Origin of the sequence: Tistlia consotensis USBA 355 (assembly GCF_900177295.1) — a bacterium.
In the GTDB taxonomy this organism is placed as follows: domain Bacteria; phylum Pseudomonadota; class Alphaproteobacteria; order Kiloniellales; family DSM-21159; genus Tistlia; species Tistlia consotensis.
In genome coordinates this window covers 1-25,814 of the sequence record NZ_FWZX01000051.1, presented here as the reverse complement: position 1 = coordinate 25,814, position 25,814 = coordinate 1, and the positions used below count along the sequence as shown (strand labels likewise).

At 74.5% G+C, this 25,814-nt stretch carries 26 protein-coding genes, 1 tRNA gene and 1 pseudogene; 18 read left to right on the top strand and 10 right to left on the bottom strand.

Going from position 1 to position 25,814, the window contains the following annotated elements; all coding sequences use genetic code 11:
* The 11 genes from B9O00_RS31240 to B9O00_RS31190 all read left to right on the top strand — a co-directional run.
* On the top strand, window positions 1-787 hold a 787-nt coding region (locus tag B9O00_RS31240; protein ID WP_235017217.1), incomplete at its 5' end, for a phage tail tape measure protein.
* Window positions 784-2,031 carry a DNA circularization protein gene (locus tag B9O00_RS31235; protein ID WP_085126024.1) on the top strand — a complete coding sequence of 416 codons (1,248 nt, stop codon included), beginning with the start codon at window positions 784-786 and terminating at the stop codon, window positions 2,029-2,031. The genes B9O00_RS31240 and B9O00_RS31235, both read left to right, overlap by 4 nt.
* Window positions 2,024-3,172, top strand: coding sequence for a phage baseplate assembly protein (locus B9O00_RS31230; protein WP_143596372.1), 1,149 nt, complete (start codon window positions 2,024-2,026; stop codon window positions 3,170-3,172). Before B9O00_RS31235 ends, B9O00_RS31230 begins: the two co-directional genes overlap by 8 nt.
* Window positions 3,169-3,723, top strand: a complete 555-nt coding sequence (locus tag B9O00_RS31225) for a phage baseplate assembly protein V (protein WP_085126026.1) — start codon at window positions 3,169-3,171, stop codon at window positions 3,721-3,723. The genes B9O00_RS31230 and B9O00_RS31225 overlap by 4 nt, the downstream gene beginning before the upstream one ends.
* Window positions 3,720-4,169, top strand: a complete 450-nt coding sequence (locus B9O00_RS31220) for a phage GP46 family protein (RefSeq protein WP_085126027.1) — start codon at window positions 3,720-3,722, stop codon at window positions 4,167-4,169. Before B9O00_RS31225 ends, B9O00_RS31220 begins: the two co-directional genes overlap by 4 nt.
* A complete protein-coding gene (locus B9O00_RS31215; protein ID WP_085126028.1) occupies window positions 4,169-5,230 on the top strand; it encodes a baseplate J/gp47 family protein in 1,062 nt (353 codons plus the stop codon). The genes B9O00_RS31220 and B9O00_RS31215 overlap by 1 nt, the downstream gene beginning before the upstream one ends.
* Window positions 5,231-5,233: 3 nt before the next feature.
* On the top strand, window positions 5,234-5,893 hold the full coding sequence (locus B9O00_RS31210) for a YmfQ family protein (RefSeq protein WP_085126029.1): 660 nt from the start codon (window positions 5,234-5,236) through the stop codon (window positions 5,891-5,893).
* 1 nt (window position 5,894) lies between these two features.
* Window positions 5,895-6,776, top strand: a complete 882-nt coding sequence (locus B9O00_RS31205; protein ID WP_085126030.1) for a hypothetical protein — start codon at window positions 5,895-5,897, stop codon at window positions 6,774-6,776.
* A 2-nt stretch (window positions 6,777-6,778) separates the two neighbouring features.
* Window positions 6,779-7,297 (top strand): DUF4376 domain-containing protein, encoded by a 519-nt coding sequence (locus B9O00_RS31200; RefSeq protein WP_085126031.1) that lies wholly within the window; start codon window positions 6,779-6,781, stop codon window positions 7,295-7,297.
* A gap of 11 nt (window positions 7,298-7,308) precedes the next feature.
* Window positions 7,309-8,289, top strand: a complete 981-nt coding sequence (locus B9O00_RS31195) for a hypothetical protein (protein ID WP_143596373.1) — start codon at window positions 7,309-7,311, stop codon at window positions 8,287-8,289.
* Window positions 8,290-8,292: 3 nt separating this feature from the next.
* Window positions 8,293-8,823, top strand: coding sequence for a DUF4376 domain-containing protein (locus tag B9O00_RS31190; RefSeq protein WP_085127221.1), 531 nt, complete (start codon window positions 8,293-8,295; stop codon window positions 8,821-8,823).
* Between the two features lie 99 nt (window positions 8,824-8,922).
* Here B9O00_RS31190 and B9O00_RS33295 read toward each other — a convergent pair whose 3' ends face one another.
* Entirely contained in the window at window positions 8,923-9,492 is a 570-nt protein-coding gene (locus tag B9O00_RS33295) for a hypothetical protein (RefSeq protein WP_085127219.1), read from the bottom strand.
* A gap of 291 nt (window positions 9,493-9,783) precedes the next feature.
* Window positions 9,784-9,858: transfer RNA gene (locus tag B9O00_RS31180), tRNA-Thr, on the bottom strand.
* 356 nt (window positions 9,859-10,214) lie between these two features.
* On the opposite strand from B9O00_RS31180, the gene B9O00_RS31175 reads away from it, so the two are divergent.
* Window positions 10,215-11,909: a PAS domain-containing sensor histidine kinase gene (locus B9O00_RS31175; protein WP_159460388.1), complete on the top strand. Its 1,695-nt coding sequence runs from the start codon at window positions 10,215-10,217 to the stop codon at window positions 11,907-11,909.
* Between the two features lie 22 nt (window positions 11,910-11,931).
* On the opposite strand, the gene B9O00_RS31170 is transcribed toward B9O00_RS31175, so the two are convergent.
* Genes B9O00_RS31170 through B9O00_RS31155 form a run of 4 tightly spaced genes read right to left on the bottom strand, consistent with a single transcriptional unit; the run spans window position 11,932 to window position 17,696 of the window.
* Window positions 11,932-13,344, bottom strand: a complete 1,413-nt coding sequence (locus B9O00_RS31170; RefSeq protein ID WP_085127217.1) for a heme biosynthesis protein HemY — start codon at window positions 13,342-13,344, stop codon at window positions 11,932-11,934.
* Between the two features lie 4 nt (window positions 13,345-13,348).
* A complete protein-coding gene (locus tag B9O00_RS31165; RefSeq protein WP_085127215.1) occupies window positions 13,349-15,817 on the bottom strand; it encodes a uroporphyrinogen-III synthase in 2,469 nt (822 codons plus the stop codon).
* An 11-nt stretch (window positions 15,818-15,828) separates the two neighbouring features.
* A complete protein-coding gene (hemC, locus tag B9O00_RS31160) occupies window positions 15,829-16,788 on the bottom strand; it encodes a hydroxymethylbilane synthase (RefSeq protein WP_085127213.1) in 960 nt (319 codons plus the stop codon).
* 2 nt (window positions 16,789-16,790) lie between these two features.
* A complete protein-coding gene (locus tag B9O00_RS31155) occupies window positions 16,791-17,696 on the bottom strand; it encodes an alpha/beta hydrolase (protein WP_085127211.1) in 906 nt (301 codons plus the stop codon).
* A 136-nt stretch (window positions 17,697-17,832) separates the two neighbouring features.
* Here B9O00_RS31155 and tsaD point away from each other — a divergent pair, with 136 nt between their 5' ends.
* The 4 genes from tsaD (at window position 17,833) to B9O00_RS31135 (ending at window position 21,033) form a co-directional block, all read left to right on the top strand.
* Window positions 17,833-18,918 (top strand): tRNA (adenosine(37)-N6)-threonylcarbamoyltransferase complex transferase subunit TsaD, encoded by a 1,086-nt coding sequence (tsaD, locus tag B9O00_RS31150; protein WP_085127209.1) that lies wholly within the window; start codon window positions 17,833-17,835, stop codon window positions 18,916-18,918.
* Complete coding sequence (locus B9O00_RS31145) at window positions 18,915-19,598, top strand: TIGR02466 family protein (RefSeq protein WP_159460387.1); 684 nt, start codon at window positions 18,915-18,917, stop codon at window positions 19,596-19,598. Before tsaD ends, B9O00_RS31145 begins: the two co-directional genes overlap by 4 nt.
* The gene (locus tag B9O00_RS31140) at window positions 19,595-20,602 is read left to right on the top strand and encodes an NAD(P)H-dependent glycerol-3-phosphate dehydrogenase (RefSeq protein ID WP_085127205.1); all 1,008 of its coding nucleotides are present in this window, start codon (window positions 19,595-19,597) and stop codon (window positions 20,600-20,602) included. Before B9O00_RS31145 ends, B9O00_RS31140 begins: the two co-directional genes overlap by 4 nt.
* Before the next feature lie 143 nt (window positions 20,603-20,745).
* Complete coding sequence (locus B9O00_RS31135) at window positions 20,746-21,033, top strand: YciI family protein (protein WP_085127203.1); 288 nt, start codon at window positions 20,746-20,748, stop codon at window positions 21,031-21,033.
* Window positions 21,034-21,051: 18 nt separating this feature from the next.
* Here B9O00_RS31135 and B9O00_RS31130 read toward each other — a convergent pair whose 3' ends face one another.
* Both B9O00_RS31130 and B9O00_RS31125 read right to left on the bottom strand, forming a co-directional pair.
* Window positions 21,052-21,834 (bottom strand): SDR family oxidoreductase, encoded by a 783-nt coding sequence (locus B9O00_RS31130; RefSeq protein ID WP_235017238.1) that lies wholly within the window; start codon window positions 21,832-21,834, stop codon window positions 21,052-21,054.
* The gene (locus B9O00_RS31125; protein WP_085127201.1) at window positions 21,831-22,187 is read right to left on the bottom strand and encodes an HPF/RaiA family ribosome-associated protein; all 357 of its coding nucleotides are present in this window, start codon (window positions 22,185-22,187) and stop codon (window positions 21,831-21,833) included. The genes B9O00_RS31130 and B9O00_RS31125 overlap by 4 nt, the downstream gene beginning before the upstream one ends.
* 169 nt (window positions 22,188-22,356) lie before the next feature.
* Here B9O00_RS31125 and B9O00_RS31120 point away from each other — a divergent pair, with 169 nt between their 5' ends.
* Entirely contained in the window at window positions 22,357-23,109 is a 753-nt protein-coding gene (locus B9O00_RS31120; RefSeq protein WP_085127199.1) for a 2OG-Fe(II) oxygenase, read from the top strand.
* Window positions 23,110-23,128: 19 nt separating this feature from the next.
* A complete protein-coding gene (locus B9O00_RS31115; protein ID WP_085127197.1) occupies window positions 23,129-23,347 on the top strand; it encodes a GDCCVxC domain-containing (seleno)protein in 219 nt (72 codons plus the stop codon).
* Between the two features lie 6 nt (window positions 23,348-23,353).
* Here the strand turns inward: B9O00_RS31115 and mutL are convergent, their stop codons facing one another.
* Together mutL and B9O00_RS33290 are read right to left on the bottom strand one after the other, a co-directional pair.
* Window positions 23,354-25,258, bottom strand: coding sequence for a DNA mismatch repair endonuclease MutL (gene mutL / locus B9O00_RS31110; RefSeq protein WP_085127195.1), 1,905 nt, complete (start codon window positions 25,256-25,258; stop codon window positions 23,354-23,356).
* Between the two features lie 229 nt (window positions 25,259-25,487).
* Window positions 25,488-25,814 (bottom strand): annotated as a pseudogene (locus B9O00_RS33290) (methyl-accepting chemotaxis protein); the annotation flags it as partial.

Below are 25,814 nucleotides of genomic sequence, written 5' to 3'. Positions count from 1 at the left end.
CGGGGCGCTGGCGAGCCTCACGGGAGCCTTCGTGACGCTCGGCGTCGCCCTGCTGACGACCCCGCTCGGCTGGTTCCTGGCGGCGGTCGCGGCGATCGCCGGCGCCGCCTACCTGGTCTATCGGGACTGGGACGGCATCGCCGCCTGGTTCGAAGCGCTGTGGGGCCGCGTCGAGCAGGTCTTCGTCGGCTGGACGGACTTCCTCGCTGGCGTCTTCACGGGCGACTTCGGCCGCGCCTGGGACGGCCTCAAGAGCGTCGGCGAGGGCGCGCTCGGCTTCTGGCTGACCTACTGGGACCCGGTCATCGCCGGCTTCAACGCGCTCGTGGCCTGGATCGACGGCACCTTCGGCACCCACATCGGCGGCGCCTTGCAAGGCGTCTGGGAGGCCGTCCGGCCGATCGTCGAAACGATCGCGGGCGCCATCGCGGACATCACCGATGCCGCCAGGAGCGTCGGCGCGCTCCAAGACCGCGTCGGCAACATTGATGTCTCGGGGATGGCGGACAGCGCGCTCTCCGGCATCTCCAGCTTCTTCGGCTTCGGTGGGGGCGACGCCGCACCAGCGCCGGCAGGGTCGACGACGACTGGGTCGGTGGCGGGCGGGTCGGCGCCGGCCGGGGCGGCAGCCGTTCCGCTGGCGGGCCCGCAGCGGGTCGACACGGGCGGCACGCTCAACATCCGGATCGACAGCGACGGCCGCCCGCACGTCACCGAGGCGCGCCCCAACGACCGCAGCTCCAATTGGTCGATCGACACCGGCCTGGTCATGGGGATGCCGGGATGAGCTGGCTGGAGACCCTGCGCCCGGCCAGCTTCCGCGGCGTGCCGTTCCACGTCGACGGCGGCGACAAGGATCTCGGCCGGCGTGTCGTGACGCACGAGTATCCGCTCCGCAACCAGCCGGCCCACGAAGACCTCGGCCGCAAGGTCCGCAGCTTCACGGTCGAGGCCATCCTGGTCGGCGACGACGTGACGGCGCAGCTGCAGAGCCTGGAGACGGCTGTCGAAGCCGCCGGCGCGGGCCGCCTGGTCCATCCGGTCTACGGCGAGCTGCAGGTGGTGGTCACGGCGGCGCGCTCGCGCTGGTCGACCAGGGAAGGCCGCGTCGCGCGCCTCGATCTCACCGTCCAGGAAGCCGGCGAGCTGATCTACCCGAGCGCCGCGGTCGACACCGCCGCCGAGGTCGACAGCCGCGCCGACACGGCGACCGCCGCGTCGGTCGCCGACTTCGCGCGGGTCTTCTCCGGCGCTTCGATCCCCGACTTCGTGGCGGACAGCGGCGCCGCGACGGTCCGCACTCTCGCCGCACAGGCCGCAGGCATCCTTCGCCGGTTCGGCCTGCAGCAGGCCGCCTCGTCCGGCAGCCTCGGCGCCGCCCTCGGTACGCTCGGCGCGACCGGGCCTGCCGACCTGGTCGACGGCCAGCAGCTCGGCACCCGCCTCGCCGGCCTGTTCGGCGAGACCTCGGCGCTCGCCGGCGAGACCTCCCCGGCGCGACCCGGGGCCCTGGCGGTCGGCAACGCCCTGCTCGCCATGGCGGATGGGCTCGGCGGCGACCTCCCGGCCGTGACGGCGTCGACCCCGAGCCGCGCGCTCGAGGCGGCCAACCAGGCCGCGCTGGTCCGGCTCGCGCGCTCGGCCGCCGCGGTCGAGGCCGCGCGCAGCGCGACCAGCATCCCCTGGGACAGCCGCGACCAGGCCATTCGCTGGCGTGGGCAGGCCGTCGACAGCCTGGACCGCACCGCCGACAGCGCCGCCGAGGCCGACTGGGACGCCACCTGGGGTGCCGCCGTCGACCTGCGCGGCGCCCTCGCCCGCGACGTCGCCGGGCGGGCGCCGCTGCTGCCGCGCATCGGCGTGGTGCGGCCGGCGGCCACCCTGCCTTCGACGGCGCTCGCCTACCAGCTGGACGGCGACGACCTGGCCGGCCTGTTCGACCGCGGCGCCGATCTCGGCCGGCGCAACGCCCTGCGCCGGCCCGGCTTCGTGCCCGGCGGCGACGAGATCGAGGTGCTGCTCGATGGCTGACGTGAGCTTGCCCGACGTCACCTTGACGGTCGACGGCGTCGTCTACGGCGGCTGGACCTCCATGAGCATCGCGCAGTCGATCGAGCGCTGCGCCCTGGAGTTCGAGCTGGGGTTGACCGAGCGCTGGGCGGGGCAGAGCGAGCGCCGCCCGATCCTGCCGGGCGCGGCCTGCGGCGTCGCGCTCGACGGCGAGACGGTGATGGCCGGCTACACCGACGAGGTATCCGTCCAGTACGACGAGCGCGGCCACGCCGTCCGGGTGACCGGCCGCGACCGCACCGGCGACCTGGTCGACAGCGCCGCCACCATCGACGACACCCACGAGTGGGCCGGGCTGACCCTCGGCGAGGTGGCGAAGCGGATCTGCGCGCCCTTCGGCGTGACGGTGCGCGCCCAGACGGACGTCGGCAAGGCGTTCGGCCGCTTCGCCCTGCAGCCGGGCGAGACGGCCTGGGACGCGATCGAGCGCGCCAGCCGCCAGCGCGCGGTGCTGCCGAACGGCGACGGCCTCGGCGGGCTGCTGCTGACCCGCGCCGGCCTGGGCGGAACGGCTGCCGGGGCGCTCCAGCTCGGCGGCGAGCGCGGCAACGTCCTCAGGGCCTCCGGCACGTTCAGCCATCGCGAGCGCTTCTCGCAATACGTCGTGCGCGGCCAGCAGGAGGGCACCGACACCCTGACCGCCGCCGAGGCCGCAGCACCCGAGGCGCGCGTCACCGACGCCGCGATCTCCCGCTGGCGGCCAACCATCATCCTGGCCGAGACGCAGGGCGACGGCGCCACCTTCGCCGAGCGCGCCGCCTGGGCGGCGCGGGTCGCCGCCGGCCGGACGCGGCGTGCCCGCTACACGGTCCAGGGCTGGCGCGGCAGCTCCGGCCGGCTCTGGCGTCCGAACACCCTGGTCCAGGTCACCGACAGCTACCTGGACCTGGCGCGCGAGCTGCTGATCACGGCCGTGACCTGGACGCTGTCCGAGCAGGGCACGCTCACCGAGATCGAGGTCTCGCCGGCCGACGCCTTCGCCCTGATCGCCGAGCCGGCCAAGGCGCGCAAGGGCGACAAGGGCGCCTACGGCCTGTGGGAGACCGGCGTCACCTACATCCAGGACGGCGACGGCACCTGGAAGAAGCGGGAGGGGTCATGAACCCCCTGCGCCCGATCGCCCAGGCCATCGCGCCGCTGCACCGCCGCGTCATGCTGATGATCGGCCGGGCCGTCCTGCGCCTGGTCGACGACGCCGGCGGCCTGCAGCGCGTCCAGGCTTCCCTGCTCGCCGGCGAGACGCGCAGCTCGGTCGAGCGCTTCCAGCAGTACGGCTTCACCGCGCACCCGCTCGACGGCGCCGACGCCCTCCTGCTCTTCATCGGCGGCAACCGGGACCATCCGGTCGCGGTCGCGGTCGACGACCGGCGTCACCGCAAGCGGGACCTGCAGCCCGGCGAGGTCGCGGTCTACACCGACGAGGGCGACTTCCTGCTGTTCAAGCGCGGCCGGCTGGCGGAACTGAAGGTCGGCAGCAAGCTCGTGATCGACTGCCCGCGCGTCGAGGTGACCGGCGACCTGATCGACCGCACCGGCAGCGGCAACCCGCATACGGTCCAGGGCATGCGCGACCTCTACAACGCCCACGTCCACCCGGAGAACGACGCCGGCGGGCCGACCGACGCACCGGTGCCGGGGAGCCTGATGTCATGATCGCGCTCGCCTGGGACGGCAGCACCCTGAGCGGGGACCTGCAGCTCGGCCCGTTCGGGCTGGCGGGCGACGACAGCCTGGTCACCGCCGTGCTGGTCAGCCTGTTCACCGACCGCCGCGCCCTCACCGACGATCCCCTGCCGGCCGGCGCCGGCAGCGACCGGCGCGGATGGGCCGGCGACGCCCTGAGCCAGGTCGCCGGCGACCGCATCGGGTCGAGGCTCTGGCTGCTCAAGCGCGAGAAGCAGACCGAGGAGACCAGGCGCCGGGCCGAGGACTACGTGCGCGAGGCCCTGGCCTGGCTGGCCGAGGAGGGGCTCGCCGCCGGCGTCGTCGTGTCGCTGGAGTGGCAGGGCATCGGCCTGCTCGCCGGCACCGTCGAGATCCGCCTCCCGTCCGGCGCCGTCCAGGCGCTGCCGCTCACCATCGCGGCAGGGGTGCTCTGATGCCCTTCCTGCGCCCGACACCCCAGGAGATCCGGGACCGTCTCGCCGCCGAGATCGAGGCGGCCTTGCCCGGTGCCGATGCCCGGACCCGGCGCTCGGTCGAGGGCGTGCTGGCCCGCATGATGGCGATCGTCAGCCACGAGCTGCACGGCTACCAGGAATGGATCTCGCGCCAGATCCTGCCGGACAGCGCGGACGCCGAGGAGCTGGAGCGGCACGCGGCGATCTGGGGCATCGCCCGGGCAGGTGCCGTCTCGGCGCAGGGCCGGGTCACCCTGACCGGCCTGGCCGGCGTTACGGTGCCGGCCGGCACCGAGCTGCGCCGGGCCGACGATCAGCGCTACCTCACCACCGCCGATGTCCAGATCGGCGCGGGCGGAACCGCTCCCGCCACGGTCGAGGCGGTCACGGCCGGGGCGGCCGCCGTCGCCGCGATCGGCACCACCCTGGCACTGACGGCGACGCTCGCCGGCGTTCAGAGCCAGGCCGCCGTGGTGGACGACGGCGCCGGCAACGGCATCGCCGGCGGCGTCGACCAGGAGAGCGACGCCGGCCTGCGCGCGCGCATCCTCGACCGCATCCAGCTGCCGCCGCACGGCGGCAACCGGCACGACTACGCCGCCTGGGTCAAGGAGGTCGTCGGCGAGACGCAGGTCTGGGTCTATTCCAGCTATCTCGGCACCGGGACGGTCGGCGTCACCTTCGTGATGCCCGACGGCTCGCTGCCGCCGCCCTCCGTCGTCGAGCAGGTGCAGAGCCACATCGACGAGAAGCGCCCGGTCACCGCCGACGTCACGGTCTTCGCGCCGATCGCCGACCTGGTCGACTTCACGATCCTGCTCGATCCCGACACGACGGCCGGCCGGGCGGCCGTCGAGGCCGAGCTGGCGGACCTGCTCGTGCGCGAGGCCGAGCCGGGCGGCACCCTGCCGCGCTCGCGCGTCCGGGCCGCCATCTCGGCGGCGGTCGGCGAGTACAGCCACGAGCTGCAGGTGCCGGCGGGCGACATCGTCTCGGCGGCCGGCCACATCGCGCGCCTCGGCGCGATCACCTGGGCCTGAGCCATGGACCGCGCCGCCTATCTCGCCCAGCTCCAGGCCCTGCTGCCGCCCGGCGACGCCTGGCCTCGGGACCCGGAGGCCGTGCTGACCCGGCTGCTCGGCAGCGGTCTCGCAGGCGAGCTGGCGCGCATCGATCAGCGGGCGTGGGACCTGGTCGTCGAGGCCGACCCGCGCGTCACCTACGATCTGCTCACGGACTGGGAACGGGTGGTCGGCGAGCCGGACAGCTGCGCCGGGCCGGCCGAGGGCCTGGAGTTGCGGCGGCGGCGCGTCGTCGCCCGCCTGACTGCCCGCGGCGGCCAATCCCGTGCCTTCATGACCGCGCTCGCCGCCGGCATGGGCTACGAGATCGAGATCTTCGAGTACCGGCCCTTCGTCGCCGGCATCGGCCGGGCCGGCCTCGACGCGGCCAACGGCGAGGCCTCGGTGCGCCACACCTGGCGCGCTACGGTCCTCGGGCCCCGGGTCACCTGGTTCCGCGCGGCGCTCAGCCAGGCCGGCGTCGACCCGCTCGCCCGGATCGACCGGGCCACGGACCTGGAGTGCTTCCTGCACCGCGCGTCGCCGGCCCAGAGCGACCTGATCATCGGCTACACGGACCCGCGGCTGCTGGCGATCGGCGGCAGCGAGATCCTGATCGCCGGCTTCAACGTGAGGATCTGACATGGAGCAGTGGGATCTCACCACCGCGATCCCGGAGGCCGCGCTGACCGGCGACGAGCGGCTGCCGGTCTCCAAGGCCGGCCTGCCGGCCTCGGTGCCGCTCGCGCTACTGCTCGCCTACCTGACCGGCCAGCTGCAGCCGATTACCGACGACGCGGTCGCGGCCAAGGTGGCTGCCGAGGCGGCGCAGGCGGCGGCCGAGGGTCTGATCGTGGTGCCGACCGCGGGCGAAGCGCTCTACTTCCTGCGCGCCAACGCCACCGGCGCCGGCTACGAGCTGCTCTCGCCGGGCGCCGCACTGACGGCGCTCGCCGCCTTGCCGAAAGCCGGCGGCGTGACGATGACCGGCCAGTTCAAGCTGTCGGGCGACGGGACCGACCCTTTGCACCCGGTCACGAAGCAGCAGCTCGACGCGCTGTCGATCGCGGGACCTTTCGAGAGCGCGCTCTACCACGCCCTCGACCTCAGGACGCAGGGCACGGCCGGCGGCACCTTCACCGCCGGGGCGGACCAGGTGCGCACCATCAACACCGAGCGGACCGATCAGATCGGCGTCACGCTGGCAGGTAACCAGTTCACCCCGCCGGCCGGCACCTACCTCTTCCTCGGGTCGGCGCCGGCCTACAACTGCGGCAATCACCAGGCCTGGCTGTGGAACGCGACGGACGGCGCTGAGTTGCTGCGCGGCACGTCCGAAATGACCGTCAACACGATCCAGACGCAGACACGAAGCTGGATCTCCGGACTCTTCACGCTTGCTGCGCCCAAGGCCCTGGAGATCCGGCATCGCTGCGCCACGACGGTCAGCTCGAACGGCTTCGGTGCCGCCGGCGGCTTCGGCCCGGAGCACTACACCGAGTTCTTCATGTGGAAGGTGGGCTGACCATGGTCTACGCACTCGTCGTCCAGGGCGTCGTCGTCCAGGTGCAGGACAAGGCGGCCGTGGGTTTCGTCGAGGCTCCCGGTGACGTGATCCCGGGTTACCTCTATGACGGCCAGGCGTGGAGCCTGCCGGTGCCGGATCTCGCCGAAGTGCAACAGTCGAGGCGCACGCAGGTCGCGACGGTCCGCTGGCAGCGCCAGGTCGCCGGCTACCAGCACAGCGATGGGCACACCTATCACTCCGACGTCGAAGGCCGGGCCTCGGTGAGCCAAGCGGTCCAGTGGGGCCAGGTCTACGAGTCGATCAACGGGCCGGGAACCTTCGCCATCGCCGCCTGGAAAACCCAGGACGGCGCGTTCGTCGGGCAGGATCTCAACAGCCTGATCGCGATCGGCACGGGCTTGGCGGCCTGGATCGACGCTCACTTCGATCGAGAGCAGGCAATCTGCGCCGCGATCGACGCCGCAGGCAGTCCGGCCGAGGCCGAGGCCGTCGACATCACGGCCGGCTGGCCGAGCTGAGGAGACCGCCAATGAAGTACGTCCCCCCGTTGAACGGCAACACCGGCGACCCGGACCGGCCGTTTGTCAACGGCCAGCCGGCCGCCGGCATCGAAGGCAGCATCATCGACGCCGCGACCTTCGAGCACCCCCAGCGCGAGATCACCAACGTGATCACCGCCGCCGGCCTGGTGCCGGACGGCGCCGACCTGACCCAGCTTGCCCAGGCGATCCCGCGCCTGGCCTCGGCCGCCGCCGCACCCGGCGGCGTCGGCGGCGTCGGCCTGCTGCCGAGCAGGGTCAGCAACAGCGTCGTCAACGTGACGGCCGGCCAGATCGTCGACGGCAACGGCGACCTGATGACCCTGGCCGCCGCGGTCGACAAGGACCTCTCGGCCGCCTGGTCGCTGGGCAGCGGCGGCGGGCTCGATGCCGGCGGCCTGGCAGCCAACACCGGCTACGCGCTCCACGCCATCGCCGGCGACGACGGCGCGGCCGACGTGCTGGTCTCGGCCAGCCTGGACGCACCCACCATGCCGGCCGGCTACACCCGGCGCCGCCTGATCGGCATCGTCGTGACCGACAGCTCCAGCCACATCTATCCGTTCGCACAGAACGCCCGGCGCGTTTGGTTCCTCGATCGCCCGCTGCTCGCCAGCGTCGGGGCCGGGCCGGTGTCGCCCTGGCAGTCGGTGGCAACTCCGCTGCCCACCGGCCGCAACTACCGACTGACCTTCGGCGTCTACTTCGTCACCCCGGCCGGGTCGGATAACGGCATGTGGCGCCTCTACACACCCGGCCTGCAAGACCCTTCGTTGTTCCCGGCACCCTCGGGCTGGTCGAGCTACGACGGCGGGCGTGCGACCGACACCGAGCCAGGCGGCGTCACACAGTGGACCTGGGGCCAGACCCGCGGCCTGACCGACCAGGCTTCCCAGATCGGCTTCTTCAAGGGCAACGTCAGCGCGGGCTTCGACCTCTACCTCAGCGAAATCGACCTGCCGGAGAACTGAGCCATGTACGTCCAGCGCGATCCCGCCGGCGCCATCGCCGCCGCCTACGCCCGCCCCAGCGCCGAGGCGGCCGAGCACCTGGCCGGCGACGACGCCGAGCTGCGCCGCTTCCTCGACCGATCGCCGGCGCCGGCCGAAGCTGCCGCCCGGGAGATCGGCCGCCTGCGCGACCGGCGCATCGCCCGCGGCTTCACCTTCGACTTCGGCAATGGAGAGCAGGCGCCGGTCGACACCCGCAACGACGACGATCGGGCCAATCTCGACCGCCTCTACGCCCGGGCGCTACGCCTCGACGGCCAGGGCGTCACCGACCCGGTCATCCCCTTCCGCGACGGTGCCAACGTCACCCGCCAGCTGACCCCGCAGCAGATGATCGCCCTCGGCGATGCGGCCCTGGCCCACGGCGAGGCTCAGTACCAGTGGTCCTGGCCGCTGAAGGACGCGGTGCGGGCCGAGGGCGCGACCGAGGCGGCGATCGACGCCGCCCTGGCGCAGGCGCGCGGCGAGGCTGCTGCCTTCCTGGCCGGGGAGTGAGGCAGCCGCCCGACCCCTGCTGCCGCCACAACACTAGGAAGCCGTTCCGCCAACGGCCTTCCTGCCGCTGTTTGACATCGTGAATGACCGCTGGAGGCGTCAGGGCGTCCTGGCCCTGATGTAGAAGGTCTCGATCTTGCCGGGTGCACCCTGGCTAACCTGGACGTCCAGCAGCCCTGAGAGGCCCTGCCACCGCATGGCGTATTCGTTGGCGACGTCGGCCACCAACTGCTCTTGCCTGTCCTCCTCGGTCGCCTTCCGCTCTGCCTCCGCCTTCCGGGCCGCGGCCTCCGCCTCCAGCTGCTCTTGTCTAGCCTTCTCCGCCGCGGCTTGCCGCTTCGCCTCGGCCTCGCGTGCTGCGGCCTCGGCCTCCAGCTGCTCTTGGCGCGCCTCCTCGGCCGCGGCAGCTGCGGCGGCCTCCTCGCGAGCCTTCTTCGCAGCGGCCTCGGCCTCCAGTGCTGCGGTCTCCGCCTTCCAGCTGGCGCTTTGGGTCATGGCGATGCTGCCGGCAACCAGGAAGACGAGGAAGGCGGCACCACACACCAGCAACACCCTCCTGCGGGTAGCGGTCGCGGAGCGTAGCAAGAAGCGCGGCGAGATCAGGCCGATCAGCAAGGCGACCAGGGCCAGGGGTGCGAGCAGGAACAGAGCGAGGCTGACGAACTCCACGTGTGGTCCCTCCAAAGATGCGCAACGAGGCCGGGAGGAGACCTTAAGAGGGCGTTCAAGCCAAGTTCAAACTGGCCACCAGGCCTGAACATCGAGGGCCTTGGCCGGAACCCCTTCCGGTCTCAAAGCGGTTGCCGATCGGTCTCAAATCTCGCGCCGCGCGACACCACCCCCTGCGACCCGGCGCGTCCCCCTTGTCGTGGCCAAGGATAGGTGCAATCGGCGCTGGCCGGCAACGAGGAATGTTCCCGCGAGGGGTGGTGGGGAAGGGGCGGGAGGCGAGCGCTGCGGTGGTGCCGACGGCAGGATTTGAACCTGCGACCTACTGATTACGAATCAGTTGCTCTACCCCTGAGCTACGTCGGCGCCGGCGGGGGCTCGCGGAAGAGAGGGCGAGGGTCCCGGGGCAGGCGCACGGCCGGACCCGCCAGGCTGGCAGGCGCGGGCCGCGCGGCAGGCGCCCTACCTAATGCAGCGCCCCGGTTCCGTCAACGGCCGCGGTGCTGCGTCGCCGCCGTGCCGTCGCCGGCCGGCCGCCGTCGCGCGGCGGAGTCGCGCGACCGAGTCAATCAATGCGAGCGCGGGCGCGCGGCCGTGCACGCGCGCCGGTTAATCTCGCGTCAAGACTGTTCACGGTATAGGCTTCGAGGACCCGGCGGCGCGGTCGGGCCGAGGGCGCGCCACGGCAGCCGGGCGGCACGCGAACGTCAGAAGCGGGGGACATGGCGCAGGTCGAGCAGGACGAGCGTCCGGCAGGGCGGGACGAGACCGCCGCAGCCGGCGGGCCGGCCGCGGCCGGTCCCGGGTCCGAGCCGGGCGCCGCGGCGGCTGCCGGCGAGGATCAGGCCTGGGGTGCGGAGGCGCGGCGCATCGTCTTCGACCTGGCCGGCGTCGGCATCTACAAGAGCTCGCCCGAGGGCCGGATGCTGATGATCAACCGGCCGCTGGCCCGGTTGCTCGGCTATGCCGGGCCGGAGCAGGCGCTGGCCGAGCTGACCGACGTCGCCCGCCAGCTCTACGTCGATCCGTCGCGCCGGCGCGCCTTCGTGACGGCGCTGCAGCGCGACGGCCGGGTCGACGACTTCGTCGTCCAGGTGCGCCGGCGCGACGGCCGCCCGCTCTGGGTCAAGCAGAGCGCCCAGGCCGTCACCGACGCCGAGGGGCGGCTGCGCTGCTTCGTCGGCACGGCCGCCGACATCACCGCCGAGGTCGAGGCGCTGGAGGCGCTGCGCTTCGCCGAGCGCGGCTACCGCGAGATCTTCGAGCACGCCCGCGAGGGCATCTACCGCTCGAGCCTGGAGGGCCGCCAGCTGCGCGCCAACCCGGCGCTGGTCCGCCTCAACGGCTATGCCAGCGAGGCGGAGCTGCTGGCCGCGGTCGGCGACATCGCCAAGGAGTGGTACGTCGAGCCGGGCCGGCGCGCCGAGTTCGCCCAGCTGATGGAGCGCGACGGCAAGGTCGAGGGCTTCATCTCGGAGATCTACCGCCACAAGAGCCGCGAGCGCATCTGGGTCGAGGAGAACGCCCGCCTGGTGCGCGACGAGGCCGGCCGGCCGCTCTACTACGAGGGCACGGTCACCGAGATCACCGACCGCAAGGCCCACGAGGCCGAGCTGTGGCGCGCGCGCCTCTCCGCCGAGGACGCCAACCGCGCCAAGTCGGCCTTCCTGGCCAACATGAGCCACGAGCTCAGGACCCCGCTCAACGCCATCATCGGCTTCGCCGAGGTCATGCAGCAGGGCCTCTACGGGCCGATCGGCGAGCCGCGCTACCTCGGCTACCTGGAGGACATCCGCGGCAGCGGCCTGCTGCTGTTGCAGCTGCTCGACGACATCCTCGACCTCTCCAAGGTCGAGGCCGGCAAGATCGAGCTGGCCGAGCAGCCGGTCGACCTCGCCGAGGTCGCCGCCGACTGCCTGCGCATGCTGTCGAGCCGCGCCGGGGCGGCCGGCGTCGAGCTGGCGCCGCTGAAGGCGCCGGCGGGGCTGCCGCTGCTGCTCGGCGACGAGCGGCGGCTGCGCCAGATCGTGCTCAACCTGCTGTCCAACGCGGTCAAGTACAACCGGCCCGGCGGCTCCGTCCGGGTCTGCCTGGCGAGCGGCGTCGACCAGTCCGCGCCGGGCGGCGAGCCGGCCGGCGGCCTGCGGCTGACCGTCTGCGACAGCGGGCCGGGCATCCCCGAGGCCGAGCTGGAGCGGGTCTTCGAGCCCTTCGTCCAGCTCGAGTCGAGCGCCCGGGCGGCCGGGCAGGGGCGCGAGGGCGTCGGCCTGGGCCTGCCGCTGGCGCGCCAGCTGGTGCAGCTGCACGAGGGCTCGATCCGCCTGACCAGCCGGCTCGGCGAGGGCACGATCGCCGAGATCCGCTTCCCCGCCGCCCGCTGCCTGCCCGCCCTGGCCCGCCGCGAGGCGGCCGGGTAGGGGTGGGGGCACCTCCCGCCTTCTAGCCCGCGCGCTTCGGCGCCTCGGGCTCGGGGACCAGCTCGGGCTCGACGACCTCGACCTCGGCGTCGGTCGCGCCGCCGGCGGCCGGCGCGGCGGCGACCGGCAGGGTGCGGGCGACGCGCCGCGGGCTGCGCCATTCCAGGCTGTCGAAGGCCTGGCAGTTCGGGCAGTGGGCGCTCCAGTCGTCGGCCTGGGTGCCGCACTGGCGGCAGATCCAGGTCGCGTCGGGCTCGGCGCCCTCGGCCTTGCGCAGCCACTCGGCGGCGGCGGCGCGGTCGGCGTGCTCGCGCTCCTCGATCTCGGCCATCAGGCGGCAGCCGCGCTGGCTCGGCGTCTCGCCGAGCGCCTTGGCGGCGGTCAGGTGCCGGCGCGCCTCGCCGAACAGCTTGGCCTCCAGATAGGCCTCGGCGAGCGCGATCTCGCTCTCCGGATGGCCCGGATGCTTCGCCGTCAGCTTCTCGATCCGCTTGACCCGGGCGAGCGGGTCCTCGTCGGCCCTGAGCGAGCGGTAGAGCGCGGCGAGCTGCGGGTGCGGCGCCCGGGCCCAGCCCTTCTCCAGGGTCGCGGCGGCACGGCGGGTGTCGCCGGCGTCGCGCTCCAGGCGCGCCTTGAGCGCCAGGGCCGGCACCAGGCCGGGCTCGTCGGACAGCGCGTCCGAGGCGGCGCGCCGGGCCTCCGAGGCCTTGCCCTCGGCGGCCAGGGCCTGGGCCTTGGCCTGGCGCAGCACGGCCTGCTTGCGCTTCGCCTCCTCGCGGGTCATGGCGCGGCGGCGGCGCGCCTCCTTCAGCGCCTTCTCGGCGGCGGCGAAGTCGCCGGAGGATTCGCTGAGCTGGAACAGCCGGTCGAGCACCCAGGGCGTGTCCGGCTTCAGGTCGTAGGCCTGGCGCATGAAGTCCTGCGCCGCCTCCTGCTCGCCGGCCTCGAGCGCCAGGCGGGTCAGGCCGCGCAGGGCGTAGAGCCGGGTCTCCGGCGCCTCGAGCAGGGCGCGGTAGTGGCGCGCCGCGCGGACCCGGTCCTCGCCGGCCTCGGCCGCCTCGGCCATCACCATGCGCGCCAGCGGCTGGTCGCCGAGCAGCTCGCCGGCCTTGCGCGCCCAGCGCTCGGCCTCCTCGGCGTCGCCCGAGGCGACGGCGGCGAAGCTGCGCGTCACGGCCTCGTAGCCGCGATGCTCGCGGCGCAGCTTGGCGCTCTGGCTGAGCCTGCCCGGCGCGCCCATCACGGCCTGCCAGATCCGGTAGAGCAGGATGCCGAGGCCGAGCAGCACGACGAGGGCCAGCACGGCGATGCCGACCGAGGTGCTGAGCTGCCAGCCGAGCCAGTCGATCACGACCAGGCCGGGGTGCTCGGCGAGCCAGACGCTGGCCGCGATCGCCGCGACGGCGAGCAGCCCGAAGGCGATCAGTCCGCGCATCGGCTCAGCTCCCCTTGCCGCTCTTGGCCCCGTCCTGGGCCCCGTCCTGGGCCCCGCCCGACAGCTCGGTGATCGCGCGGCGGGTCAGCTCGGCCAGGGCCTTGTCGGCGGCGAGCCGCGCCCTGGCGGCCTCCAGCCAGGGCTTGGCGACCGCGGCCGGCTTGCCGTCCAGGCTCTCGATCTCCTTGACCGCGGCCGGCAGGTCGCCGTCGCCGAGCGCCCGCTCGGCGCGCGCCACCTTGGCGCCGACGCTGTCGCCGGTCGCCTGGCCGACCGGACGCACCGTGACCAGCTCGGGCACGCGGTCGAGCAGGTCGGCGAGCCAGCCCTGCTCGCCGCTGCCGTAGGTCGCGCCGACGATCTCCGGCGCCAGGCCGGCGAACTGGCGGCGCAGCGCGGTCAGGTTGGGGACGCCGGCGTCCGCCCCGGCCTTCAGCGGCTGGATCAGGCCGGCCAGCTCGGCGCCGGCGCCCGGTCCCGCGGCGACCGCCTCGACGCCCTGCAGCTCCTGCCGGTAGGGCTCGGAGAAGCGCAGCGCCTCGCGCAGCTGGCCCAGCGCCAGGGCCAGCAGGGCGCCGCGGTTGCGCGCGTCGCTCGACTGCTGCAGCGCCTGGGCGTTGGCCTCGACCTGCTTCTGCAGCGCGGCGAGGCGCTGGCTGCCGAGCTGGTCGAGCTGGTCGGCGAGCTGGCCGAGCCGGCTCTTCAGGTCGGCGAGGTCGCCCTGCACGACGTCGACCTTGGCGAGGCCCTGGCGGACCTGCTCGATGGTGCTGTTGAGGTCGTCGAAGCGCGCCGACAGCTTGGCGACGTCGTTGCGGAAGCCTTCCAGGGCCTGGGGATCGGCGCCCGAGGCGGCCAGGGCGTCCTGCACCTTGGCGACCTGCTGCTTCAGGTCGTCGAGCGCGGCCGGCTGGCTGCCGCCCTGGGATTCGAGCTGGTCGACGCGCTGCTGCAGCGCGGCCAGGTCGGGCCCGCTGCCGCCGCCCGTGGGCGCCGCGGCGACCTGGTCGGAGAGCTCGGAGAGCCGGTCGGCGAGGCCGGAGACGCGGTCCTGCAGCTGGCCGAGCTGGTCGCTCAGCGTCGAGCCGTCGGCCTTCGGCGCCGACTCCAGGGCCTGCAGGCGCTCCTGCAGCGGCTTCAGGCGCGCCTCGACCCGCTGGTCGAAGCCGGGCAGCGCGGAGTCGAGATAGGGCTGCCAGTAGGGCTGGGTCAGCACCGCGCCGGCGGCGCCGGCGGCGACCAGCAGCACGCCGAGGGCGCCGCCGCCGAGCCAGGCGCCGGCCCGCGAGCCGCCGCGCCGCGCCGGGGCGGGGCGGGGTGTCGGTGCCGGCGTGGCCGCCGGCTCGCCGTCGCCCGGGCCGTTCTCCGGCAGGCTGGCGTCGTCGCCGACCCAGGGGCCCGGACCGTCGACCTCCTCGCCCTCCAGCGGCACCTCGGCGGCCGTGCCTTCCGCGCCGCCCGGCTCGGCCGTGGCGGCGGCCAGCTCGGCCTCGTCGAGCGCGATGCCGTGCCCGGCGGCGGCCTTGCGGATCTCGTCCGTACGCGTCGGCGGGATGTGTCCGCGGCTCTTCCAGCCCTGCACGGTCGAGACCGCGATGCCGAGCTTGCTCGCCATCGGCCGCAGCCCGCCGAAGCGCGCGATCAGCAGTTCGGCGGCGCTGTCGCCAGCGGGCGCCTCGCTCTCGCCGCCGGTCTCGGCTTCGGTGTCGGCGGCCTTGTCCTCGTCGGACATCTCTTCGCTCCCGATCTCGCGGTTCGTGTCGGCCTCGATCGCCCGGAACAACGCGGCTTCCCGCGGTGTGGTTGCGATCGCGACGCGCCGCCAGCCCAGCGGCGCCAGCGCCGCGGCGACGGCCGGCGACAGGCACCAGGCCGTCAGCGTCGCGCAGCACGCCTCCAGGCCGGCCTGACGCACCAAGGATACAAAGGTGGTGGCTGTTCGGGGAGAATAAAACAGCGCACCGTCCAGTACATGTGCGCGCAGAAGTTCTTCCGTACGTTCGCCGAGGCGATCCGCGGTCACCGCCTCGTACAGCACGACCCGGCGCAGCGCGAAGCCGGCGGCGCCGAGCCGCTCGGCCAGCGCCCCGGCGGTCACCGTGCCGGCCGGATGCAGCAGGGCGCCGGCGGCCGGGTCGAGCGTGCCGGCGACCAGCTCGGCCAGGGCCGCGGCGTCGCCCTCGCCGGAGCGCACCGAGCGGAAGCCGGCGGCCAGCGCCTCGCCGGCGCTCGCCGGCCCGACCGCGAAGACCGGCAGGTCGCGCCGCGGGCTGGCGGCCAGGAAGGCGCGCAGGCCGTTCAGCGAGGTCACGACCAGAGCCTGCACGCCCTCCAGGTCGCGCGCTGGATCCAGCGCCTCGGGGCGCTGCCGGATGGTCAGCAGGGGCTCCAGCTCGACCCGGTGGCCGAGCGCCCGCAGCCGCTCGGCGCTGCGCTCCGCGTCCTCCTGGGGCCGGGTCAGCAGCAGCCGCATCGCCGGGCGCTTCAGCCGGGGCCCGGCAGGCCGAGGGCGGCGAAGAAGTCCGGTCCGACGGCGCGGCGCAGCTCCTCGCCGGCATCGCGGCCCAGGGCCGCGGCCTCGCCGGCCGGCCCCTCGCGGCGCGCCCGCCAGGCCTCGCTGCCGTCCGGCCGGGCGACCAGGGCCGAGAGCGACAGGCGTTCGCCGTCGGCGCTCAGCTCGGCGAGCGCCGCGATCGGCGTGCGGCAGGAGCCGTCGAGCACCTCCAGGCAGGCCCGCTCCGCGGCGACCCGGAGCGCCGAGGGGCGGTCGTCGAGCTGCGTCACGAGGCCGTGCGTACGTTCGTCCTCGACACGTACCTGCAGGCCGATCGCGCCCTGGGCGACGGCCGGCAGCATCTCGCTGGTCGGCAGCACGCCCTGCAGCAGCTCGGCCCGGCCGAGGCGGTGCAGGCCGGCGACCGCGAGCAGCGTCGCGTCGTACTCGCCGGCCGCCAGCTTGCCGAGGCGGGTCTGCACATTGCCGCGGATCGGCGCGACGACGAGGTCGGGCCGGGCCAGCAGGACCTGGGCCTGGCGGCGCAGCGAGGCGGTGCCGACGCGGGCGCCGGCCGGCAGGGCGGCGAGCCCCGTGCCGTGCGGCGAGAAGAACGCGTCGCGCGGGTCCTCGCGCGGCAGGATCGCGGCGATCGCCAGGCCCGCCGGCTGCCAGGTCGGGACGTCCTTCATCGAGTGCACGGCGACGTCGATGCGGCCGTCGAGCAGCGCCTCCTCGATCTCCTTGGTGAAGAGGCCCTTGCCGCCGATCTCGGCGAGCGGCCGGTCCTGGACCCGGTCGCCGGTCGTGCGGATCACCACGATCTCGACGGCGCCGGCCAGTTCCGGCCGGGCCTCGACCAGGCGGCGCCTGGTCTCCTCGGCCTGGGCCAGGGCGAGCGGGCTGCCGCGGCTGCCGAGCCGGACCGGCGCTTCCTGGGTGTCGGTCATGGTCAGGCGCCTCCGGCGGTGCGCGCGCGCTCGGCCAGGAAGCCGAGCAGCCGGCCCTCCTCGGCGGCGCGGAAGCAGTCGGTGAAGGCGCCGAGGTGCGCCTCGTGGCGCGCGCAGGCGACGCCGGCCGGCGGCTGCCAGGTCACCAGGGTGAGGTCCGGAACGCCGGCCAGGAAGGCGAGGTCGGCGGGCGGCTCGAAGCGGTCGCCCGGGAAGGCGTAGACCAGGGCCGGCAGCCGCGGCCGGGCGGCCAGCTCGGCGGCCTGGGCGTCGCGCAGCTGCCGCCAGCGCGCCGGCCGCCCCGCGGCCTTGCCGGCGAAGGCCGGCGCGAAGGCGATGACCCCGCCGAGCGGCTCGCCGCTGCGCGCCGCGGCCAGCAGCGAAGCCCAGCCGCCGGCCGACTGGCCGGCCAGCACGATGCGGCGCGGGGGCACGCCGGCGGCGGCGAAGCGGGCGGCGAGCCCGGCGATCTCGGCGGCGCGCAGCACGACCTTCGGCTCGCCCTCGCCGGTGCGCTCGTCGAACCTGCCGAGCCGCGTGCGGGTGCAGAAGGCGAAGACCGCGACGGTCAGGCGGCCGGCCGGCCGGCCGGCCAGCCCGGCGACCGCCGGCGGCGTGCCGCCCCCGGTCGGGTCGCAGCGGTCCTGCCGGAACTCGGCGCGCGAGCCGTGATTGTAGATGACCAGCAGCAGGTCGCCCGGCGCCGTCAGGCTGAGCGGGTCGGCGGGGTCGGCGAGGCCGACCGGGCCGAGCCAGGCGCCCTCGACCGGCGCGGCCTCGACCGGCGTTGCCTCGAGGCTCGCGGCGCCGGCGGGCGGCGCGGCCAGCAGGACGAGCAGGCCCAGCAGGCCCGGCAGAAGCCCGGCCGGCCGCCGGGACGGGGCGGGAACGCATCGAAGCGCGCGCAAGGAATCTCTCGCCTTTGAACTTGCTGCGGGGGTCGCACCATATTAGGCCAGCGGCGGTGAGAGAAGGCCCGGCATCGTCCGGCGGCCGGCGCGCTGCGAGCGGCCTCCGGGCCGCGGGCGCAACGAAGGGAAGAGCGTGAGAGTCCTGGGCATCGAGACCTCCTGCGACGAGACGGCGGCGGCCGTGGTCGAGAGCGCGGCCGGGCGCGGCGGCCGGATCCTCTCGAACCGCGTGCTTTCGCAGCTCGAGGAGCACCGGCCCTTCGGCGGCGTCGTGCCGGAGATCGCCGCGCGCGCCCACCTCGATCACGTCGACCGCCTGGTCGCCGAGGCGATGGCGGAGGCCGGCCTCGGCTTCGCCGAGCTCGACGGCGTGGCGGCGACGGTCGGGCCGGGGCTGATCGGCGGCGTGCTGGTCGGCGCCATGACCGGCAAGGCGATCGCCGCCGTGCACGGCAAGCCCTTCGTCGCGGTCAACCACCTGGAGGGCCACGCCCTGACCGTGCGGCTGACCGACGGCCTCGACTTTCCCTACCTGCTGCTGCTGGTCTCCGGCGGCCACTGCCAGCTGCTGGCGGTCGAGGGCGTCGGCCGCTACCGGCGCTACGGCAGCACGCTCGACGATGCGGTCGGCGAGGCCTTCGACAAGGTCGCCAAGCTGCTCGGCCTCGGCTATCCGGGCGGGCCGGCGGTCGAGCGCGCGGCCGCCGGCGGCGACCCCGCCCGCTTCGCCCTGCCGCGGCCGATGAAGGGCCGGCCCGACTGCGACTTCTCCTTCTCGGGCCTGAAGACAGCCGTGCGCCAGGCGGTCGAGAAAGCCGTCGAGGCGGCGGGGCCGCTCGACGAGCGGGCGAGGGCGGACCTCGCGGCCTCGTTCCAGGCCGCCGTGGCGGAGGTCCTGCAGGACCGCGCGGCGCGGGCGCTGGCCCGCTTCGCCGCCGAGCTGGGGCGGCCGGGCCCGCTGGTCGTCGCCGGCGGCGTCGCCGCCAACCGCAGCCTGCGCGCGGCGCTGGCCGAGGTTGCGGCGGCGGCCGGTGCCGTCCTGGTCGCGCCGCCGCCCGGGCTCTGCACCGACAACGGCGCGATGATCGCCTGGGCCGGGCTCGAGCGCCTGCGCCTCGGCGCCGCCGATCCCCTCGACTTCCGGGCCCGCCCGCGCTGGCCGCTGGAGGAGCTCTCCGCCCCCGTCCCCGAGCCTGCACAATGGGAGCCTGCCCAATGAGCGACCTGCCCGACCCGACCCGATCCGGCGCCGCGCCGGCCGACGCCCAGCAGGGCGGCACCCGCGCCGAGGTCCTGCAGGTCTTCGCGACACCGATCGCGATCGCCCATCTCGGCCTGCCCGAGCGGGTCAACCGCGAGCTGGCCGAGACGATCCTCGCGCGCGAGGCCGCCCGGCCGACGACCGAGCACTCCAACCTCGGCGGCTGGCAGTCGAGCTGGGACCTGCCCGACTGGGGCGGCCCCGCGGCCGCGGCGGTGATCGACGCCGGCAAGGCCCTGGCCGGCAAGCTGACCTGCGACCGCCAGGGCCGCGCGCTCAAGCTCGACTGGAAGGTCAACGCCTGGGCCAACGTCAACCGCAGCGGCCACGCCAACGAGGCGCATACCCACCCGGGCGCCTTCTGGTCGGGCAGCTACTACGTCGACGACGGCGGCATCGGCAGCGACCCGAGCCTGGGCGGCGAGTTCGAGCTGCGCGACCCGCGCGGCGTCGCGCCGGCCATGTACGCCCCGCAGCTCGCCTTCGCGGCGCCCGGCGGCCTGTCGATCGGCGCCGCCGAGACGATCCCGCCGAAGGCCGGCATGCTGATCCTCTTCCCGAGCTGGCTGCAGCACGGCGTCCGGCCCTACTGCGGCAGGGCGACGCGCATCTCGCTCGCCTTCAACCTCAGCCTGTGAGCGAGGGCCGCCCGCGGCCGCTCGGCGTGCTCGGCGCCGGTGCCTGGGGCACGGCGCTGGCCCAGCAGGCGGCGCTGTCCGCCGAGGGGCGGGGCGGCCGGCCGGTCCGCCTCTGGTGCCGGCGCCCCGAGCAGGCCGAGGCCCTGGCGCGCGAGGGCCGCAACCGCCGCTACCTGCCCGAGACGAAGCTGGCGCCGACGATCGAGCCGACCGCCGAGCTGGCGCGCGCCGCCGAGGGCGCCGAGGCGCTGCTGCTCGCCGTGCCGACCCAGAGCCTGCGCGGCCTCGCCGAGCGGCTCGAGCCGCTGGTGCCGGCCCGGGTGCCGCTGGTGCTCTGCAACAAGGGCCTGGAGCTGGCGACCGGCCGGCTGCCCGGCGAGATCCTGGAGGAGACCCTGCCGGGCCGGCCGCTGCTGGTGCTGAGCGGGCCGAGCTTCGCCCACGAGCTGGCCCGCGGGCGGCCGACCGCGGTCACCCTGGCCGGCCGGGACCCCGCCCGGGCGGCCCGGCTGGCCGAGGCGCTGGCGACCCCGGCCTTCCGGCCCTACCTGTCGGACGATCCGGTCGGCGCCCAGCTCGGCGGCGCGCTCAAGAACGTCATCGCCCTCGCCTGCGGCATCGTCGAGGGCCTGGGGCTCGGCGAGAACGCCCGGGCCGCCCTGGTCACCCGCGGCCTCGCCGAGATCGTCCGGCTCGGCCGCGCCAAGGGCGCCCGGCCGGAGACCTTCATGGGCCTGTCCGGCCTCGGCGACCTGACGCTGAGCTGCGCCGGCCCGAGCTCGCGCAACTATGCCTACGGCCTGGCGATCGGCCGCGGCGCCCCGGCACCGGCGGCGCTCGCCGAGGGCGTCGCCACGGCTGCGGCCGCCGTCGCCCTGGCCGGGGACCTCGGGGTCGAGCTGCCGATCTCGGCGGCGGTCGACGCCGTGGTCAATCGGGGCGCCGATCTGGCGACGACGATCGAGGCCTTGCTCGCGCGTCCGTTGCGCAGTGAGGGGGCGTGAGCGCGCAATAAGAGGGGCAACTTTCTAAGCTATTGATTCCGGGCGGCTTCGTTAACTTTTGCAGCTTCCGATCGGTTTGCAGTGGGCCGGGTTTCGCTCTAGGCTTTCCGCTGACAAGAACCGCAAGCGGTAGGGAGGTCTCGATGCTCTTCGCCCTGATCTGCACGGACAAGCCGGGCAGCCTGTCGATCCGCCTCGAAAACCGCCCTGCGCACCTGGCCTATCTGGAGAGCTTCGCCGATCAGATCGCCTTCGCCGGCCCGCTGGTCGACGCCGAGGACAAGCCCAACGGCAGCCTGATCGTCATCGAGGTGCCCGACCGCAATGCCGCCGAGAACTTTGCGGCCGGCGATCCCTACGCCCGCGCCGGCCTGTTCTCGAAGGTCGAGATCCGCCACACCAAGCAGGTCTTCCCGAAGATCCACGCCTGAGGCGCGGCGCGCGCCGCCCTACCGCCCGCCGCCGACCCTGAGGATCGCGCCGCTGACGTAGGAGGCGGCGTCGGACAGCAGCCAGACGATCGGCTCGGCGACCTCCTCGGCCGTGCCCGAACGGCCGAGCGGAACCTGCGCGGCGTAGCGCTGCAGCCGGCCGGCGTCGCCGGCGCTGGCGTGGATTTCGGTCTCGATCAGGCCGGGCGAGACGGCGTTGACCCGGATGCCTTCGGGCCCGAGCTCCTTGGACAGGCCGATCGTCAGGCTGTCGACGCCGCCCTTGGAGGCGGCGTACCAGACGAACTCCCCGGGACTGCCGAGGGTCGCTGCGGCCGACGACAGGTTGACGATGGTGCCGCCCCGGCCGCCGCGCGACCGCGCCATGCGCCGCGCCGCCTCGCGGCAGCAGTAGAGCGTGCCGGTGGTGTTGACCTCCACCACCCGGCGCATCTCCTCGGGATCGGACTCCAGGAAGCGCCGGCTGAGGCCGGTGATGCCCGCCGAGTTGACCAGGGCGGTGAGCGGCCCGAGGGCGGCCTCGGCGGCGTCGAACAGCCCGGCGACCGCCGCCGGGTCGGCGACGTCGGCCGGCAGCGTGACGGCCCGGCGGCCCGCGGCCCGGACCGCGGCCGCGACCGCCTCCGCCGCCTCCCGGCGGCCGGCATAGCCGACCGCCAGGTCGTAGCCTTCGAGCGCCGCCAGGCGGCAGACCGCGGCGCCGATGCCGCGGCTGCCGCCGGTGACCAGCAGGATGCCGCGAGGGTCGCGGGGATCGTCCTCCACGGCCGCGGCGGTCACTTGGCGTGGCTCTTGACGTCGCCGCGCAGGCGGCGGGCGTAGTCCTCGAGCTGGCGGTTCGCGGTCTTGAAGGCGTCGCGCACGGCCTTGTAGACGTCCGACTGGGCCGGCTTGCCCTTCGGCGAGACGACCAGGCGCTGCTGCGGCACGCCGAGTTCGATGTGGACCTGATAGAGCTCGCCCTTGACCTTGGGATCCTTCGTCTGGTGACGGTGCGGCGCCTCGACCGTCACCCGGCAGGAGACGATGTGGTCGAAATGGCGCTCGAGCTTCGCCGTCTCCTCGTGGACCAGGGCCTCCAGGGCCTCGGAGCGGTCCAGATTGCGGAAGGTCACCTCGAGGGGTAGCTGCATCTTCGATCCTCCTTGTTGCGGGGGGCGCGCCGTCCCGGGACGTCGCCGGGGACAGCGAACCCCCTTCTTATGGATCAAGGCTCTGGTACCCTCCGGCGCAAGGGCCGGACCACGATCATCGCACGATTTCAGCACGATAGCCGCAGCGAATGGGTTAACCTGCCGGGCCATGGACTCGCTGCTCGCCAAGGCCCGCCCCGAGGATCTGCGCTGGCAGCCCTTTCCGCACCTGGTGATCGAACAGGCGCTGCCGGCGGCGCGTTTCGAGGCGCTGCGCGCCCGGGTGCCGGGCTACGAGGCCGTTTCCTGGCGGGGCAACGAGCGCAGCAACGAGCGCTTTCCCTACTCGGCCCGGATGATCCTGCGCGACCCGGCCATGGGCGCCTGGCACGACGTCGTGCGCCACCACGTTTCGGCCGCCTTCTTCCGCGAGGTCGCCGCCCTCTTCGCCGAGGCGCGACGGCGGGACGCGCCCTGGGCCGAGCGGCGGCTCGGCCGGCTGGAGGCCGTCGAGACCGGCCTGCTGGAGCGCGACGACTTCGCCGCGGTGCCGGTGCTGCAGGACTGCCGGATCGAGATCAACACGCCGGTCCGCGGCGCGGCCTCGACGGTGCGCGGGCCGCACCTCGACCTGCCGAGCCGGCTCTACTCGATCCTCTGGTACCTGCGGGCACCCGACGACGACAGCCGGGGCGGCGACCTGCAGCTCTGGCGCTGGCGCGGCCAGCCGCGCGACCTGACCCGGCAGGCGATCGACGAGGCCGAGCTCGAGCCGGCGGCGACGATCCCCTATGCCGCGAACACCCTGGTCGCCTTCTGGAACACGCCCCACGCCCTGCACGGCGTCAGCCCGCGCCATCCGACGCCGCACCAGCGCCAATACCTCTTCGTGACCGCCGAGGTCGCGGAGGACCTGTTCTGACGGGCCGGGAGAGCCGAGAATGCAGACCCGATCGACCCTGACCTGCCCGCTGTGCGGTCATGCCGAGACCGAGACCATGCCGCAGGATGCCTGCCAGTACTTCTACGACTGCAGGGGCTGCGGCGCGCTGCTCAAGCCGAAGCCCGGCGACTGCTGCGTCTTCTGCTCCTATGGCGACGTACCCTGTCCGCCGGTCCAGGCGTCCGGCGCCGCCGCCTGCTGCGGGCCGGCGGGGTGACGCCGCCTAGCGTCTGCCGAACAGCCGCTCGATGTCGGCGAGCTTCAGCTCGACGTAGGTCGGGCGGCCGTGGTTGCACTGGCCGCTGTGCGGCGTCGCCTCCATCTCGCGCAGGAGGGCGTTCATCTCCTCGACGGTGAGGCGCCGGCCGGCGCGCACCGAGCCGTGGCAGGCCAGCGTGCCGCAAACCTCCTCCAGCCGCTCCTTCAGGCTGAGCGCCTGGTCGAGCTCGGCCAGCTCGTCGGCGAGGTCGCGCAGCAGGCCCTGGACGTCGACCTGGCCGAGCAGCGCCGGGGTCTCGCGGACCAGCAGGGTGCCGCCGCCGAAGCCCTCGACGACGAGGCCGAGCTCGGCCAGCTCCGGTGCGCGCGCCAGCAGCCGCTCGGCGGCCGGCTCGTCGAGCTCGACGACCTCGGGGACCAGCAGGATCTGGCGGGCGACGCCGGTCGCGGCGATCTGGCGCTTCATGCGCTCGTAGACCAGGCGCTCGTGGGCGGCATGCTGGTCGACGATGACGATGCCGTCGGCGGTCTGGGCGACGACGTAGGTCGCATGCAGCTGCGCGCGCGCGGCGCCGAGTGGAAAGCCGGCGGCCGGTGTAGCCTGGCCGGCCTCCGGCAGGGGGCCCTCGGCTTCGGTCCCCTCGGCCTCGGGCGCCTCGCCGCGGGCCGAGGGCGCGTGGTCGAAGCCGGGCAGGGCGCCCGCCTCCGGCAGCGGCGCGTGGTAGCCGGCGGCAGCCTCGGCGAGGCCGCGCGGCAGGCGGGCGCCGCGGTAGCCGCCCGCCGGGAAGGCATAGGACGGCAGCCTCCCCTGGCCGCCGCCGTAGCCCGCAGCCGCCTCGTCCACGCCCGGCCGGATCGCGCCGAGCGCCGCCTGCGCCACGGTCGTCGAGGCGCGGTGCCCGGCCTCGGCGAGGGCGTGCTTGCAGGCCGAGACGATCAGGCCGCGCACCAGGCCGGGATCGCGGAAGCGCACCTCGGCCTTGGCCGGGTGGACGTTGACGTCGACCTCCTCGGGCGGCAGCTCGAGGAAGAGGGCGACCATGGGATGGCGGTCGCGCGCCAGGAAGTCCTGGTAGGCGCCGCGGATCGCGCCGAGCAGCAGGCGGTCGCGCACCGGCCGGCCGTTGACGAAGAGGTACTGACCGAGGGCGTTGGCCTTGTTGAGCGTCGGCAGGCCGATGTAGCCGGTCAGGTGCAGGGACTCGCGGCGGGCGTCGAGGGCCAGGGCGTTGTCCTGGAACTCGCGTCCCATCACCGCGCCGAGGCGCTTCAGGCGGGCGTCGAACAGGTCGCCGCTCTCGGCCTCGTAGCGGAACAGGCTGCGCTCCTCGTGTTCGAGCGAGAAGGCGACGCCGGGCTGCGCCATGGCCAGGCGCTCCAGGGCGTCGCGCACCGCCATGACCTCGCTGCGCGCCGACTTCAGGAACTTGAGCCGCGCCGGGGTCGCGAAGAAGAGATCGCGGACCTCGACCCGGGTGCCCCCCTTCGCGCCCCCGCCCAGCGCCGCGGGCGCCAGCTCGGGCGGGCCGCCGCCCTCGACGGCGATGCGCCAGGCCTCGCCGGCACCGCGCGCCCGGCTGGCGATCGAGAGCCGCGCGACGGCGGCGATCGAGGGCAGCGCCTCGCCGCGGAAGCCGAGGGTCGCGATGCGCACCAGGTCGTCGTCGGGCAGCTTCGAGGTGGCGTGGCGCTCCAGCGCCAGGCCGAGCTCGTCGCGGCTCATGCCGTCGCCGTCGTCGGCGACGCAAAGCCAGGCCTTGCCGCCGTCGCGCAGGCCGACCGTCACGCGCCGGGCATGGGCGTCCAGGCTGTTCTCGACCAGTTCCTTGACCGCGGCGGCGGGCCGCTCGATCACCTCGCCGGCGGCGATCCTGTTGACCAGCGTCTCGGGCAGGCGGCGGATGGTCATGGCGCCGACTCCGGCCGTGGCCCCGCGGGCGGTCCGGATTCGCCGGTCCGGTCGGCGAAGCGGGCCGAGGCGTCGATCTCGAAGGGCATGAGGGCGGTCACTCCGTCTGGGCGGGAAGCCTAGCAGAGTCGGGCCGCTCGATGAACGCGAGAAGGCTCCCGCCCCTCGAGGGGCGGGAGCCTCCGCCGATCGATCCCGCCGGCCGCGTCGCGGGCCGGCGTCATCGGGTTCAGGCAGCCTTGACGTCGGTGAGGAAGCCGTCGACGAGGCGCTTGAGGGCCTCGGCGTTGTCGGAGAGCTCGCGGGCGGTGTCGGCGACCTCGCTGGAGGCGGTGCCGGTCTCCTCGGCGGCGCGGGTCATCTGCTCGATCGAGCCGGTGACCTCGTCGGTGCCCTGGGCCGCCTGCTGGGCGCTGCGGCTGATCTCCTGGGTCGCCGAGTTCTGCTCCTCGACGGCGCTGGCCACGGTCGCCGAGATCTCGGTCATCTCGTTGATCCGCTCGTTGATCGTCTCGATCGCCTGGACCGTCGAGCCGGTCTGGCTCTGCATGGCCTG

Coding starts and splice junctions, on each gene's coding strand:
- B9O00_RS31235 (WP_085126024.1), top strand. CDS start 784: ATGAGCTGGCTGGAGACCCTGCGCCCGGCCAGCTTCCGCGGCGTGCCG.
- B9O00_RS31230 (WP_143596372.1), top strand. CDS start 2,024: ATGGCTGACGTGAGCTTGCCCGACGTCACCTTGACGGTCGACGGCGTC.
- B9O00_RS31225 (WP_085126026.1), top strand. CDS start 3,169: ATGAACCCCCTGCGCCCGATCGCCCAGGCCATCGCGCCGCTGCACCGC.
- B9O00_RS31220 (WP_085126027.1), top strand. CDS start 3,720: ATGATCGCGCTCGCCTGGGACGGCAGCACCCTGAGCGGGGACCTGCAG.
- B9O00_RS31215 (WP_085126028.1), top strand. CDS start 4,169: ATGCCCTTCCTGCGCCCGACACCCCAGGAGATCCGGGACCGTCTCGCC.
- B9O00_RS31210 (WP_085126029.1), top strand. CDS start 5,234: ATGGACCGCGCCGCCTATCTCGCCCAGCTCCAGGCCCTGCTGCCGCCC.
- B9O00_RS31205 (WP_085126030.1), top strand. CDS start 5,895: ATGGAGCAGTGGGATCTCACCACCGCGATCCCGGAGGCCGCGCTGACC.
- B9O00_RS31200 (WP_085126031.1), top strand. CDS start 6,779: ATGGTCTACGCACTCGTCGTCCAGGGCGTCGTCGTCCAGGTGCAGGAC.
- B9O00_RS31195 (WP_143596373.1), top strand. CDS start 7,309: ATGAAGTACGTCCCCCCGTTGAACGGCAACACCGGCGACCCGGACCGG.
- B9O00_RS31190 (WP_085127221.1), top strand. CDS start 8,293: ATGTACGTCCAGCGCGATCCCGCCGGCGCCATCGCCGCCGCCTACGCC.
- B9O00_RS31175 (WP_159460388.1), top strand. CDS start 10,215: ATGGCGCAGGTCGAGCAGGACGAGCGTCCGGCAGGGCGGGACGAGACC.
- B9O00_RS31170 (WP_085127217.1), bottom strand. CDS start 13,344: ATGCGCGGACTGATCGCCTTCGGGCTGCTCGCCGTCGCGGCGATCGCG.
- B9O00_RS31165 (WP_085127215.1), bottom strand. CDS start 15,817: ATGCGGCTGCTGCTGACCCGGCCCCAGGAGGACGCGGAGCGCAGCGCC.
- hemC (WP_085127213.1), bottom strand. CDS start 16,788: ATGACCGACACCCAGGAAGCGCCGGTCCGGCTCGGCAGCCGCGGCAGC.
- B9O00_RS31145 (WP_159460387.1), top strand. CDS start 18,915: ATGAGCGACCTGCCCGACCCGACCCGATCCGGCGCCGCGCCGGCCGAC.
- B9O00_RS31135 (WP_085127203.1), top strand. CDS start 20,746: ATGCTCTTCGCCCTGATCTGCACGGACAAGCCGGGCAGCCTGTCGATC.
- B9O00_RS31125 (WP_085127201.1), bottom strand. CDS start 22,187: ATGCAGCTACCCCTCGAGGTGACCTTCCGCAATCTGGACCGCTCCGAG.
- B9O00_RS31120 (WP_085127199.1), top strand. CDS start 22,357: ATGGACTCGCTGCTCGCCAAGGCCCGCCCCGAGGATCTGCGCTGGCAG.
- B9O00_RS31115 (WP_085127197.1), top strand. CDS start 23,129: ATGCAGACCCGATCGACCCTGACCTGCCCGCTGTGCGGTCATGCCGAG.
- mutL (WP_085127195.1), bottom strand. CDS start 25,258: ATGACCATCCGCCGCCTGCCCGAGACGCTGGTCAACAGGATCGCCGCC.